Genomic DNA, 13,577 nt, shown 5'->3' with positions numbered 1-13,577 from the left:
TGAGTGGGTCGGACGGTTGTCAGGGCGGTAGCGCGTTCTCCTCTGTCAGGGCGGCCAACTCCTCGGCGGCCTTCCTGGCTTTGCGTTCCGCCTTGGCGGCCTTCGCCTGGGCCTTGGCGAGGATCATGTTCCGGCGTTTGTGCATCTTCTTGGAGACCTCGTCCAGCCGGTCGGGGAAGAGGTGGCCGTAGACGTCGAGCGTGAGGGTCGCGGACTTGTGGCCGAGCATGGTCTGGACGACGTTGACGTCCGCGCCGCTCGCGATGGCGATCGAGGCGGCGGTGTGCCGCAATTTGTGCGGGGTCAGTTGGAGGTGGCCGAGGTCTGCCGCCCCGACCGCTGGGTCGAAGAAGCGCTGGCGGAAGTTGCGGATGCGGAGCGGGCCGCCGTGCGGGGCGGTGAACAGCAGCTCGTCGGGTGCGTGTTCGGCGACGTAGGCCGTGAGGTCGTCCACGAGGAACCGGGGTAGCGGGACGGAGCGCCGCTCGTGGTTCTTGGGCGTGTCCAGGTAGAGCTTGCCGCCGTCGTCCGCGTACGCCTCGGCGATGTAGGCCCGGCGTGCGCCGAGGTCCACTCGGCCGACCTTCAGCGCGGACGCTTCGCCCCAGCGCAGTCCGGTGTAGGCGAGTAGCCGGATGAACAGCCCGTACTCGCCCGCTGCTTCGGCGAGCGCTTCGACCTGTACCTCGTCGAGGTAGACGTGATCGGTGGGGGCGACTTTCGGAAGCGGGACGCCGGCTGCCGGGTTGAAGGCGATCCGGTGTGCCTTCACCGCGAAGCCCAGCACGCGGCTGAGGACGACGTACGCCTTGCGGACGCTGCGTGGGCTCAACTTGCGGCCTTCGGTGGCTTCCCCGGAGAGCAGGTCGGCGAGCCATTGAGCCACGTCGTCGTAGCGGACACGGTCGAGCGGGGTGCTTCCCTATTTGGGAAGGACGTGGACGTCGAGCACGTTGCGGTAGCGGTTGTGGGTGGAGCGCTTCAGGTGGACCTGCGCGGCGAGCCAGGACTCGGCTACCTCCGCCAGCCGGGCTCGTCCGGCGGACGGGTCGCGGTATGAGCCGTCGCCGAGGCGAGATTCGATCCGGGTCCGCTCGGCTTCGGCGTCGACCTTTCGCTGGACCGTTTTCATCTTCGGCTTGCCGTCAAGGCCGTACCAGCGCACGCGGTAGCGGCCGGGCGGGGTCCGTCCTGCCTGCCTCGCTTTGGCCACGGCCTGGGTATAGGCGGTGTGGTCGGCGCGATCCTCTATCCAGACGCGGGCCATCAGGCACCGGTCCGGTGGTGCGGGGTGTTCGTTATGAACAAGCGGTTCTGCTCCCTCTGTATTCGGTTAACGGGCTTGGTAAAGGTACCCGTCGCCCGCTCCGTTGAACACTGGTTCAGGCTTTTTCTTTTTCGCATCCGGGTGCCTGGTCGCAGTGTCCGGGGATGAATTTACGACCCCGTTAAGCCTGTCGTTTTGTTGGCGGCACATTCCGTGCCAGCTTCCCGCGCCAGAAGTTCTGGAGCGGCATGTCTCCTGGTGAGGTGCTGTGATGGGGCGGCTGGTCGGCGGGTTTGAGTTCTGTACGTTACCTCTGGTCCGGCCGCCGGTTGGCATCCTTCACGATATTTCAGAGTCAAGTGCCGAATTATTTGGTCGGCAGCCTTTCTGCTCCTACGGTTGTGTCCTTCCCGGTCGCTCGTGGCTGGGTTCTGTAACGGCCGCCGTTCGGCGGAGGAGAAAGCGAGAAGGATTGCAGAAGGCGAAGAATGATGTAGCAGGGGTGCGGCGTGCGCTGGCCACTCCGGTGGAGGTGTCGGAGTTCTTGGGCGTGCCGGTGGCCACCCTCTACCAGTGGCGGCACCGGGGCATCGGGCCGAAGGTCCACAAGCTCGGGCGGCACCTGCGGCCGGTCGTCGTCTGCGACAGGAGCCTTTCCCCTGTCGTCCTCTTGCACCATGGCGTGCCTCCTTGTGCCAGTGCACTGAGACAACCGGTTCGCGGCGGCTCCCGGCGGACATGCCCTCGGACGCCAGGGCGGACTTTTCGCGGCAGCGCGGACTTTTCACGGTCCCACCCGGCGCTACGGTGATCTCGGAGGCAGGAGGAACGCATGCCCGAGCAGACACGGTTCGAGCGCGAGTGCTACGACCGCGGATGGTCCCTGTCGACGACGTTCCTGGCCGCGTTCGCCAGGACGGCACAGGAGATCGGCGAGGAAGTCACCGTGACCGGACGCCAGTTGCGACGCTGGAAGCAGCCTGATCCGCCGCGCCCGCGGGCCGCTGCGTGGCGCACGCTGCACGCCATGTTCGGCACCTCCCCGGCAGACCGCGGGTTCCCGCAGCCTCCCGCCGGCTTGCCCGGTTACGACTCGTCGCACGGCATCGAGCGACGAGCGTTGCTCAGCGGAGCCTTGGGCACAGCCGTTGGCGCCACCTTCACCACCGACAGCGCCGTCGGTACCGCTCACCTCAATGAACTGCGCGAAGGCCTGCGTAGCCTGTTCGCCTTGGACAACGCGTACGGTTCCGCCGACGTACGGCCCTTAGCCGTACGTCACCTTGCACGCGTCCGCCGCGTCATCAACACCGGCACCTACCCTGACAGCATCGGCCGCCAACTCCACCTGCTCGCGGGAGAGACCGCCGAGCACTGCGGCTGGCTCGCCTACGACGCAGGCGCGCAGAACGACGCGTCGCGCTACTGGGGGGACGCGCTCACCTCGGCGACCATGCTCGGGGACGACAGCTTGCAGATCCTGGTGATGGCCAGCATGAGCCTGCAAGCCGTGCACGTCGATCGCCCCCGTGACGGCCTGGAGCTGGCTCGCGCCGCCCGGCGCAAGGCCAAGGCGCTGGGCTCCACCGCCTTGGAGAGCCTGCTCGCCACTCGCGAGGCCCGTGCGCTGGCGGCGATAAGAGACGCGCCGGAGGCCCGCCGGGCACTGGCCGACGCCATGCGCCTGACCGAACGCGCCGCGAAAGGCCGCCCAGGGCCGGCCTGGGTCGACTTCCACGGGCGGGCCGAACTCGACTTCGCCCAGGGCCTGCTGTTCACCGACCTCGGCCACCACCGCGCCGCCATCCCGTACCTCCAGGCCGCGCTGTCCCACCAGGAGAGCCAGTACGGCCGCAACCGTGCCCTGTACCGGCTGACTCTCGCACGCGGCCTCGTCCGGGCCGGAGAGGCGGACAAGGGCGCGGCCGAGGCCGTGGATTCCCTCGGCCATCTCGCTGAGGTCCAGTCGGGTCGCGTCCTGCACCGCCTCGCCGAGGTGCGCGACCTGCTCGCCGAAACCGGCAGTGCGGGCGTGCGCGAGCCGGTCGAAGTCCTCAGCCACCACATCCAGGAAGCGGAGAGCACAAGATGACCAGCATTGAGGTGACCGTGGGCGTACACGAAGGCCAGGACGCCGCCGAGCAGCTCGACGCCATCCTGCCGGTGTACGAAGAGGCGTACGCCGAACCGCCGTACCTCGAAGGTCCCCGGGATGTCGCGGAGTTTCTGGAACGCTTCGCCCGCCAGACCCAGCGCCCCGGCTTCCGCATGGCCGTTGCCTGCGACAGCGACGGCGCGCCGGTCGGCTTCACCTTCGGCTACCGCCTGCCCCCGGACACGACCTGGTGGAAGAGCGCCCTCACCCCGCTCCCCGACGACTTCACCACCGAGACCGGCGACCGCACCTTCGTCATCATCGAGCTGGCCGTCCGCGCCCCGTGGCGCCGCCGCGGCATCGCCCGCCGCCTCCACGACGCCCTCGTGACAGGCCAACCCGTCGAACGCGTCACCCTCACCACCCGCCCCGAACCCGAAGCCGCCCCCGCCCAATCCGCCTACGCCGCCTGGGGCTACCGCACGATCGGCCTATCCCAACCGTGGCCTGGGGCACCGATCTACAACTCACTCGTCTTGGACCTCGGCTGAACGGACGGGTGGTCCGGCTGATAGCAAGGAGTTAATGAGTCGGGTGGCCGCGGACCGGGACAGAATCAGCGCTGTGCTGCCCGATCCGTCAGCAGTTCAAGGGGAAGTCCGAGTTGTTGTGGCAGTGCTGCGAACCATGTGCTGAGTAGATCACCGACGCTTGTGGTCGCGATATCTGCGCGTGCGACTCCGACGCCTAGAACCTAGCGCGGCTCGCTCGGCCGACGAGCTTGCGGAACTTGGCTACGTCCCACCGGGCTTGGTCGAGCCGCAGCTTGCCGAAGTGCCCATCAGCGTGCGCGACTGGATCCCGGCTCAGACCTACGCGACCAAAGCCGTACGCGCCCAGGCACACGCCCGTGGCTCCGCGCACCGTCTGGCCACGCTCGCCACCGCCGACCTCGGTCGCGGCAACCCCGAGCAGGCCGCCGCCCACAGCCTCACCGCCCTCACCCTCGCCCAGGGCCAGGAATCACAGCGCCTGCGCGACCGCTTCGTCCGCCTGCGCGGCCTGCTCGCCGACCACGGCTCAGCCACCGCACGGGACGCTGTCGAGCAGATCGACGCGTCGCTGTCCCTGCCGCTGTGACCGGGCCGATGCAATACCGTCCCAGGCACCCCACAGGCAACCAGGGATGGAGCACGCCCATGTCGGTCTGGAAGAACCACGGCGAGAAGACCGTCTACGAGAACCCCTGGCTGACCCTCAACCTCGCCGACGTCGAACTCCCCGACGGCCGTCACCTCGACCACTACCTCATCCGCCAACGCCCCGTCGCCCTGGCCACCACCGTCAACGAAGCCGGCGAAGCCCTCCTGCTGTGGCGCCACCGCTTCATCACCGACAACTGGGGCTGGGAACTGGCCGCCGGCGTCGTCGAAGACGGCGAGGACATCGAAGCCGCAGCCGCCCGCGAAATGCTCGAAGAAACCGGCTGGCGCCTGGGGCCGTTGCAGCACCTCCTGACGGTCGAGCCCTCCAACGGCCTCACCGACGGCCGCCACCACGTCTACTGGTCCACCAACGCCAAACACATCGGCCACCCCGAGGACGACTTCGAATCCGAGCGCCGCGAATGGGTCCCGCTCTCCGCGGTCCCCTCCCTGATCGAACGCGGCGAGATCCGCTCGGCCAACGCGGTAGCAGCGCTTCTTCTTCTCCACCACATGCATGTGGTGGCCGGTTGATGCTGCTGGGGGCTACGCTCGTTTGGCCAGGTAACGTCTTGCGATTTCCCTCGCACCTGATGGGTTCATGCGCATGCGCGCGAACTCGATGCTGACATCGAAATGCTGGGCCACCCGGTCGTCTGGCCAACCGTTGATCGCAGCTCTAATGGCGGCCTTCTTGGGTACCAGAAGTTCTGCAGACAGTGCGAGAGCTTGCTTCTCACGCGGATCCCTACCAGGCTCCAAGGAACGGCACCCATCATCGCTGAAAAGAATGCTGTCGAACTCGTGCTCCAACAGCAGGTGGGCCATCTCATGGGCCACGTTCGACCGGCGTCGTTGTGGTGAGTGAGAAGAGTTCTCGATGATAAAGCGTCCGCTTCCCGCGGGCACTAGAGCTGCAGACCAACGTCCCGGCTGATCGTCTGCGAAGTGTTTCAACGCCTCAGCGGAGCAGCCTTGATCGGCGAGGTGGCTGATTGCGTAGACCGGGATTCCCCATTCACTGCAGAGCCGCGATAAGTCTAGGCAGTCGAACGGAGTCGTTCCTATGTGAGAGCGCTCCTCTAGGGCAAGCTCCTCCAAGGCCGACTTGGTCCATCGCTCTGCCATGCTTCACTCCGTACGGGCGTCCCGTTCTGCTGTGAAGCGACGCATTGCCGCGCCGATCACCTCTTCCAGATACTTAACATCTTCTTCGCTCAAATCGCTACGAGATCGAAGAAGAGGGGCTAGCTGCACCAGTAGCTCTGGCTCTCCCGCTGATTGCCTCGTGCTGCCAATCTCGGAGTCGACCATGAAGCTCTCCGCCGGCGCACCTAGCCAGTGCACCAGTGCCGCGAAGGCGTCGACGTCCGGCCGGTGTCCGTTGGCGAGGCGCGTCATGGTTGAGGGGCTCACTCCCACCTCCGCTGCCAGCTGCCGCCACGACAGCTTCTTTGTTGTCCGTGCGGCGTCCAGGGCTGCGTATAGGGCGACCACGTTCACGCGGGTCCGGGCCATCGCCCTCCTCCTTGGGTTGGTCGCTCCTTTCTATCAGTGTTCGACATCTCAAACGACACGTGCTAGCTTGATCACGCACTGTTCGACATCTCAAACAGTGACAAACTCTCGATCCATGTGGCTGAGGTATGGGCAAGACACGCTCATCACCGAACAGCACAAGAGGAGGAACCCCTGATGGGATACACCGATGACGCACTGACCGAGGTACGCGGCCAGATCGATGCGCACCCTGCGCCCCTCTCTGCAGCACGAGACCGGCTGAGCCTTGTTCGTTCCATCGCCGAAGGCTTCCACGGGGCACTGCGAACCTACTCAAGTGGTTCGTTGGCTCAGCGGACATTCATCCACCCCGTCGGCGACGGCGACGGTGGGCTGGTTCTGAACCGCAGTCAGTACCCGGAACTCGGCCCTGACGGTGGCGGGGAGACACCCGACCAGATCACGTCTGAGTTGTGCGCCGTGCTCGGGCCAGCAGTCCGCGAGAAGTACCGCAACGCTCGATGTACGACCTCGAAACGTGGGCCCAAAATCTTCTTCGGAGACCCCGTAGAGGACCAGGATCCAACGGTGGACCTGGTGGTGGCCCTGACCAGGAAAGGGAGGGCTGGACTATGGATTCCCAACCTCAAGACCAACGTGTGGGAGGCATCAGACCCTGAGGGGCACGTCGACCTGTTCACCTCCGGCACGTCGTCGGAAAGGCGGACGCGTCGTCGTGCGGTACGACTCCTCAAGGCGTGGAACAAGCAGTGGGCTGAGCCAGGCTTCTCCTCCCACAACCTGACCGTCTGGGCATGGGAGTTCATCAAGCCTGGTATGGGAGTCGCAGTTGCGGTGACCACCGTTCTCAATGAGGCTGCGAATCGCGTACGTTCAGGCGCTGCAACACAGGACCCGGCGGAAGTGTCGCCGAACGTCCGGTTGCTGATCGACCGTACGCGAGCCGAACGCCGACTTCGCATCGCTGCGGAGGCAATGACGGATGCGCTGGAGCAGGACGACGATCGTGACGCGGTCAAGGCGGCTCTCTACAGAGTGTTTGGCAGGGGTGGATACGTAAAAGAGCCCCCGCCCACCTTGGCGCCCAAGGCCACCCTTCTTCGCGGAACTGGCATTGTCACTACCACAGCGCTGGGTTTGAGCGGAGTTGCAAGGTCTTTGCCTGCCACGCGAGCTTACGGTGAACCCGGAGCGAACGAGTGACCCCGCGGCCGGCCTGGAATATACCGGCTTGGTACGCCAGGCCGGCCGCGCGGATTGTCTTCGTGCGACGCCTGATCGCGTGCGGTCAGGTCGCCCGGATCATGACGACGCACCCTGATTTCCCCGGTGCATTCTCGATCAACGTCAGATTGCGAGTGGACGATCTGCCTGTACGTAGCGTCACGATCGTGTTCACGCGCAGGAACGCCCTAGTTCCACGGGTATACGCGGATGGACCATCTCGCTCGCCCCACCGGTACACGGATCGTTCCTTGTGCATGTGGTACCCGTACGATCCGCCGGAGCAGCGCTGGAGACTGAGGGACGGCCCGGAGGTACTCCTGGGACTGGTCGTGGCGCATCTTCTTCGGGAAGAATGGTGGCGGCGCACCGGCGAGTGGCCGGGTGAGGAAGCACCCCATGCGCCACCAGAGGCATGAGGGACGGGGAGGTCGCCCGTGGTCACATCCCCGGTGGCCCTGTTCGCTTTATCCGGCGGCCTCCGTAACGCCGCAGGGGCCGGAAAATTACAGAGCAGCGCGGTCAGCATGTTGACGACCACGGTGTTGTCCGGGGTTGTCTTGGCTGCATTTGTCACAGCGGCCATCAATCTTTGGCAAACGCGACGGAGGTCCAAAGAAGAGGAGCGGGATCGCCTCTCGGCAGCGTTCGCGGAGGCCTACGCGGCGTACAGCGCGTACAACGAGATGCCCTTCGCCATACGTCGGCGTCGGCGTGACCAACCCACGGAAGAGCGCTACCGACTCTCCGAAGCCCTGCGCGACATACAGTCCAGGCTCGCCTACCACCTAGCCTGGACTGCAGTGGAGTCAGAGGATGTGGGTAAAGCATACGCGGAGTTGCTGCTTCAAATGCGACGGACCTCTGGAGTCGCGATGCATGACGCCTGGTTGTCTCCCGCCATTAGGCGCGATAGTTCCATGAACATTCCCTTCAGTGTGGTCGACCTCCGGTCGCTGAAGCCGTATGAGCAAGCGTATATAGACGCTGTTCGAAGGCATCTGGCGCTCCTCACGCCGTGGAAGGCGACGTAGCGGCGTTCGAGGAGCCCCGCGGCTGACCTGCCGGGTTGCTTGTCCACTGGCACACGCTCAGAACGCACAAGCCTGGAAACCGCCCGCACCACTGGGAAGGGCTGAACGCTGTTTCTGATGATCAGCCACGTGACAGCCGCGTCACTGTAGGCCAGTCGCCCGCCCCGAGGGAACGTGTAAAGCCGGGGTCGTCGGTTCGAACCTGACAGGGAGCTTCACCAAGTATTAGGGCACGCCCCATGTGACCGACCTTTTGTTTCGCTGACTCTCCTGTCGCTAGCAGCCTCCTCGAGGGGCACAGTTTAGGCCCTCCAGTGGCCGAACGTCCGAACGCTTCGTGCTCACGCGCCTATGTATGCGGACTATGCGGTGCCTACAGAAAATCGCCTGAGTGACCGCGGAAGGCGGCGTACGATCCGTCAAAGCCTTGCGAGGGGCGGTTACAGCGAGGGCATGGACATGACGCTGGCGCACGAGTGGCACGACAGAACGATCGCCGCACTGAAGAAGGCCCTTGACGAGGGTCTGGACCAGCCCGAGACGGCTGCGCGCATGATCGCGCTACTCGGCCCCGAACCGCAGGCGCACGCCGCCTCCGTCGTTCGAGCGTTGCAGTACCACCCAGTGCCACGACCGCATCTCAAGGATCCGGGTTCGCGAATCTACGCTCCGATGTTCGAGATCGGTGGAAGCTGCCATCCTGAGCCGCTGGGTGAGGCGACGGAGGAGACGCTCTCGGCCTGGGTGGATGCTCTTGATCTGCTTGCCGCATATCCGCTGGTGGTCGCGCGGCTCGCGGATCTGCTGTGGTTGCGACGGTTCGGTGCCAAGCCCTACGTGTACGCGCAGGCGGCACAGCAGGCCCTGCGTGCACTGTGGGGCTACCCGAGTATCGCGGAAGTGTATCGAGCCGACTGTCTAACCCGGGCGCTTGACATCACCGCCGAGGCGGGGATGAAGGAGCACGCCGTCGAGACCGTCGGGGAACTCGTTTCGGCGGCGAAGCAAGTTCTGGCGACTCCCGAGCCGATGCCAGGACCGTGCCTGCGGCTACTGACCCGGTTGGCCGCGCTGCCGGCCAAGCAACGTCCCGTGGAACTGGCCGGCCTCCTAGACGTCGCCGGTACTGCGTTCAGCGCGGATCCCTTCAGCCTCGGTGCGGTCATGCAGTTGCGCCTGCAGTTGGCAGGGGCAGATCCCGAGACGCGCCGGACCGTCGCCACCGACATCGTGGAGTTGTGGGAACAGGCAGCGGAAGACGCCGCCGCACCGCTGGTCGCGATTCGCGACCTTGAACAGGCCCTGGCGGTGGCGCGCACAATGGGTCTACGCGAGGACACGCAGCGCCTGCTGGTGCGCTTGCAGGAAATTAGCCGCGGCGACCAGGGTCTCGTCGAGTTCTCCGCAGAGGTAAACCTTCCGTCCGAGCACGTCGAGGCGTTCATTGGCCAGTTCCTCGCGGGAGACGATCCACGCGCATGGCTCGCCAGGTTCGGCAGTTACTGCCCTGTCCAGGCCGATCGCGATGCAGTCGCCGAGCAGGTGCGCGCCGCAATGCGCGAATCGCCGATTTACTATCTGATTACGCTCGTCAAGCTCAACGTGCAGGGACTGCCCGTCAAGATCCTCTCCGGAGACGACGCTCGCTTCGCCCAGGCCGTCATCGATCACGACACGCGCGGCATCACGTCCTGGGGCGTGTTCGCAGGCGAGATCCTCGGCCGGATCGTGGCTGACCCCCGGACGACGCCGGAAGCGATTGCTGGCTTCCTGACCGGGGGTATATTCGACGGACAGGTCTCCGGCGGTCTGGTGCGCGCCTTCGGCCACTTTGCCGCAGGCTGGTACGAAGAGGCCCTCCTATGCGCCGTTCCGCGCCTGGAAACGGCGCTTCGGTCAGCGTCGATGGAACTGGGCTTGGTCGTCTACACGGAACCGGCGGCCGCGCGAAACGGCCTGGGAACCTTCGTCGGCCTCGGCGAATTGCTTGCCGGACTCAAGGGGCGTACGCCCGATGCCGAGCGGGCCTACCTGACGCTGCTGCTGTCGGACCCGTTGAGCCTGAACCTGCGCAACAGGGCGCTGCACGGTCTCATGCAGCAGGTGTCCAAGCAGGACGCGGCGCTCGCACTGCACGCTGCCGCCACCGTCGCCTTGTGGCACAGGACCACCACCAACGAGGGTGGCGCGAGCCCAGCAGAGAGCTGACTATTTTCCCCGCGGCACCGCGGCCTTGGTGGTGCCTACAGGCGGCCGGGAGCGGTAGCGGGTCGCCCCCGTCGATAGTTGCCACGCTCGTCAAGTGGATCGAGTAGGAGAACGGTCAGGCGTACACCGAAGACTCCGGGGCAACCGAGCCCAGGTCTTCGTCCGTACGCCTGCGTACGGTCCGAAGTACCTGCAGACGCGGGCCGACGGCGTGTGGACGAACAACCTGTTGGCGCTTCCTGAGCGCTGATCGGCCTCGGACCGGGCCGGTAGTGCGGCCCGGTCCAAACGTTCACCCTTCGTATCCAGGTTCTCCCCGGACGGCTCTCGCCATGGGATGTCCGGGGCAACGTGCGTTCCACCTGTGTCCTGTACCTCAAGCCGTCAAGACCGCAGCGGCCCGCATCCGCCCGGCGACGAGCCCGCCGAACTCGGTTACGTCCAGCCCGGCCAATCGAGGCCCAACTCGCCGAAGCTCTGATCAGCTTCGGCGACTGGTACCTGGCCCAGACTTACGCCACCGAAGCCGTACGCGACCCACGCCCGCGGCCTGGCCACCCTCGCCACTGCCGACCTCGGCCGCGGCGACCCCGAACAAGCCGCAGCCCACAGCCTCACCGCCCTCGTTCGAGGCCAGAAATCACAGCGCCGGCGCGATTGCAAACTGCGCGAGATCTTGCGGTCCGTCGCTCCGCACCGGTATCGAAAGTCGAAGTCGCCAACTCAGTGCGACCTCGGCCCGATGGCATCATCGTCTCCTCCAAACACCGGGCCTCTTAAGCCGATGACGGTCAGCCGAACACTGCGCTGAAATCGCAGATCACGCTGATGACACATCTTCGGCCCTGCCCCAAGGGTGCCTTGGGGCAGCGATGTGTCGTTATTGCCCATACTGGCTCGCAACAGGTGACAAAATGCTGCTTCGCAACAAGGGGAGGGTGCAATGGGGTTTGGGTTTCGGGTGGGTGTTCCCGGTATGAGCGTGCGGGTTTCCACTCGTGGAGTGCGGGCGTCGGCTGGTCCCCGCCTGGCTCGAGTCAGTGTTGGCCGGGGCGGAGCACGCGTCTCCTCGGGGCTCGGACCCCTCTACGCATCTGGTGCACTCGGTGGAAGGCGGCGTCGTACGAGTACGCGTCGCGCGACTCGGACGCGAGCCGCAGTCCCTTCCGCGACCCAGTTGGAACGCGTTCGACGCCAGGTGGAGCGGGCGCGTCAAGACGCAGAGCGGGACGCGGCAATCGCGCAGCTGCGGGAGATGCGCCGACAGACGACCAGCGTGCACTTGCAGGAGTTCCCGCAAGCACATCCACCGGTGGTAGAGGCCCCTCCTCAACTCGGTCTGCCTTGGGCGCGCTCGGAAGCACGGTCCTTTCATTTGAGCGGTATCGGCGTTCTCGCTCGTGCTGACCGTGCGGCTGCGAAGCAGGCTGCCGATGCCGACGCTCCTGCGTATCTCGCGTCGGAGACCGCTCGCCTCCGTGCCCTTCACGAGCAAATGCGGACGGAGGCGGAGGACTGGTGGCGCGCACTTGTGGCGAACGATGAGACGACCGTCTGCGAGGCGGTCAACTTCGCATTCTCCGACAACCCTGCCTCGGGCTGCGCTGTGGGTGTCGATGGGTCAACGCTTTCCGTGGTGATTCGCCAGCCTGACATTGACTCATTGCCCAACCAGACGCCGAGCTTCACGCCCAGTGGCCGCCAAACCCTCAAGGCGCTCACCAAGCGGGACCGCACGCTGTGGTGGTTGACGTCATTGGGGTCCAACATCATCGCAACCCTCAAGGAGGGCTTTGCCACCGCGCCGGGGATCATGGCCATTGACCTGGCAGTGCTTACGCGGCTACCTGACACCATGCGCCTTGGCTTTGTCGCGTACGGACAGTGGACGCGGCGCACGATTGAGGCCGGCCCGTGGCGGGAGCCGCAGGACTCCCTGCGGTTTATGGACATCGGACAGGACGTCGCATGTTCGGTGACCACGACCTCATCCGGGAACCTGTCCAGCGCGATCAAGCCCCTCGATACCAGCCGACTCCCGGGCCTGCAGAGCCTACTGGAACACGTTCAGGACGACGGGGAACCAAGCGCGTCACCAATGGCAGACCTGGACGGTGATCTACGCGCGAATGTCCTCGATCGCGACCACGGGACAGTGCAAGATCCGTACCAGGCTCGTGCGTTCTCCGATTGGAAGCAAGAGGCTGAACCGCAGCGGTCCACAGCGGCTGTTTCCTCTCCGCCTCTGGCGCCGGAACCGGTGGCGATGACTCCGGGGCAGACAGTTCCACTCCCGGAGCAGGCATGGGATGGCCTACTAGTCGCCTTCACGTTCGCGGGTGCGGACGCAGATCTCACACTGTTCCTCACAGACGCGAACGGCCGTGTCAGCTCCGACGACGACTTCGTCTTCTACAACCAGCCCTCAGCCGCCCAGGGCGCGGCTCGCCTCCTGGGCAAGCAGAGGGAAGGCTGGTCCACGGTCGAGCGAGCCACCGTTCATCTGGCCGCCCTTCCCTCTGACGTCCACCGTGTGACCATCGCCATCAACATGGATGTCGACACCGGTCTTACCTGTGGCTCTCTTCGGCACGCCTCGCTGTACCTGGACTGTGCCAGCAGGGCCGCGTGGACGTTCCAACCAGCACCTGACTCGAACATCAGGGCGATGGTCGTTGCGGAGCTCTATCGGCATCAGGTCAACGGGCAGCCTGGTTGGAAGCTGCGGGCGCTCGGCCAGGGCTGGTCCGACGGGCTCGACGGCCTCGCGCGCGCCCACGGAGTCGATGTTGACTGATCGTGCAGGCGAGTCCGCCTGTGACCCGTCATAAGGCGCTGATGGCACGGATTCAGCACACATGGGCCTGGAAACTGACGCGAACCGACGGCAACCGGTGAACGGTGTTTTGGCTGTTCAGAGGCACTACGGTCCCCATCGCCGCAGGTCAGCCGCCCACCCCGAGGGAACTTGTAAAGCGAAGGTCGTCGGTTCGAATCCGACAGGGGGCTCTTCTTTTCACCCC

The 13,577-nt window shown here is 65.5% G+C and carries 12 protein-coding genes and 1 pseudogene; 9 read left to right on the top strand and 4 right to left on the bottom strand.

Annotated elements, in window-relative coordinates; translation table 11 throughout:
* Positions 1-19: 19 nt before the first annotated feature.
* Both ABZX65_RS21520 and ABZX65_RS21515 read right to left on the bottom strand, forming a co-directional pair.
* Entirely contained in the window at positions 20-886 is an 867-nt protein-coding gene (locus ABZX65_RS21520) for a site-specific integrase (RefSeq protein WP_355342181.1), read from the bottom strand.
* A 36-nt stretch (positions 887-922) separates the two neighbouring features.
* Positions 923-1,267, bottom strand: a complete 345-nt coding sequence (locus ABZX65_RS21515; RefSeq protein WP_355342178.1) for a hypothetical protein — start codon at positions 1,265-1,267, stop codon at positions 923-925.
* 472 nt (positions 1,268-1,739) lie between these two features.
* On the opposite strand from ABZX65_RS21515, the pseudogene ABZX65_RS21510 reads away from it, so the two are divergent.
* The 5 genes and pseudogenes from ABZX65_RS21510 to ABZX65_RS21490 form a co-directional block, all read left to right on the top strand.
* Positions 1,740-1,895 (top strand): annotated as a pseudogene (locus tag ABZX65_RS21510) (helix-turn-helix domain-containing protein); the annotation flags it as partial.
* Between the two features lie 204 nt (positions 1,896-2,099).
* Positions 2,100-3,359, top strand: coding sequence for a hypothetical protein (locus ABZX65_RS21505; protein ID WP_355342175.1), 1,260 nt, complete (start codon positions 2,100-2,102; stop codon positions 3,357-3,359).
* Complete coding sequence (locus tag ABZX65_RS21500; RefSeq protein ID WP_355342172.1) at positions 3,356-3,913, top strand: GNAT family N-acetyltransferase; 558 nt, start codon at positions 3,356-3,358, stop codon at positions 3,911-3,913. Before ABZX65_RS21505 ends, ABZX65_RS21500 begins: the two co-directional genes overlap by 4 nt.
* 283 nt (positions 3,914-4,196) lie before the next feature.
* Positions 4,197-4,502, top strand: a complete 306-nt coding sequence (locus ABZX65_RS21495; RefSeq protein WP_355342169.1) for a hypothetical protein — start codon at positions 4,197-4,199, stop codon at positions 4,500-4,502.
* 59 nt (positions 4,503-4,561) lie between these two features.
* A complete protein-coding gene (locus tag ABZX65_RS21490) occupies positions 4,562-5,101 on the top strand; it encodes an NUDIX hydrolase (protein ID WP_355342166.1) in 540 nt (179 codons plus the stop codon).
* A gap of 12 nt (positions 5,102-5,113) precedes the next feature.
* Here ABZX65_RS21490 and ABZX65_RS21485 read toward each other — a convergent pair whose 3' ends face one another.
* A complete protein-coding gene (locus tag ABZX65_RS21485; RefSeq protein WP_355342163.1) occupies positions 5,114-5,695 on the bottom strand; it encodes an ImmA/IrrE family metallo-endopeptidase in 582 nt (193 codons plus the stop codon).
* Between the two features lie 3 nt (positions 5,696-5,698).
* A complete protein-coding gene (locus ABZX65_RS21480; RefSeq protein ID WP_355342160.1) occupies positions 5,699-6,085 on the bottom strand; it encodes a helix-turn-helix domain-containing protein in 387 nt (128 codons plus the stop codon).
* Between the two features lie 177 nt (positions 6,086-6,262).
* Here ABZX65_RS21480 and ABZX65_RS21475 point away from each other — a divergent pair, with 177 nt between their 5' ends.
* The 4 genes from ABZX65_RS21475 to ABZX65_RS21460 all read left to right on the top strand — a co-directional run bounded on the left by ABZX65_RS21475 (position 6,263) and on the right by ABZX65_RS21460 (position 13,351).
* Entirely contained in the window at positions 6,263-7,291 is a 1,029-nt protein-coding gene (locus tag ABZX65_RS21475; protein WP_355342157.1) for a hypothetical protein, read from the top strand.
* A 1,508-nt stretch (positions 7,292-8,799) separates the two neighbouring features.
* Complete coding sequence (locus ABZX65_RS21470) at positions 8,800-10,554, top strand: DUF4209 domain-containing protein (protein ID WP_355342154.1); 1,755 nt, start codon at positions 8,800-8,802, stop codon at positions 10,552-10,554.
* Between the two features lie 94 nt (positions 10,555-10,648).
* Entirely contained in the window at positions 10,649-10,804 is a 156-nt protein-coding gene (locus ABZX65_RS21465) for a DUF3892 domain-containing protein (protein WP_355342151.1), read from the top strand.
* Positions 10,805-11,929: 1,125 nt separating this feature from the next.
* On the top strand, positions 11,930-13,351 hold the full coding sequence (locus tag ABZX65_RS21460; protein WP_355342148.1) for a TerD family protein: 1,422 nt from the start codon (positions 11,930-11,932) through the stop codon (positions 13,349-13,351).
* Positions 13,352-13,577 lie beyond the last annotated feature (226 nt).

The organism is Streptomyces sp. NPDC003300, from assembly GCF_040610915.1.
Taxonomy (GTDB): Bacteria; Actinomycetota; Actinomycetes; order Streptomycetales; family Streptomycetaceae; genus Actinacidiphila.
This window is presented reverse-complemented; position numbering and strand designations above follow the sequence as displayed.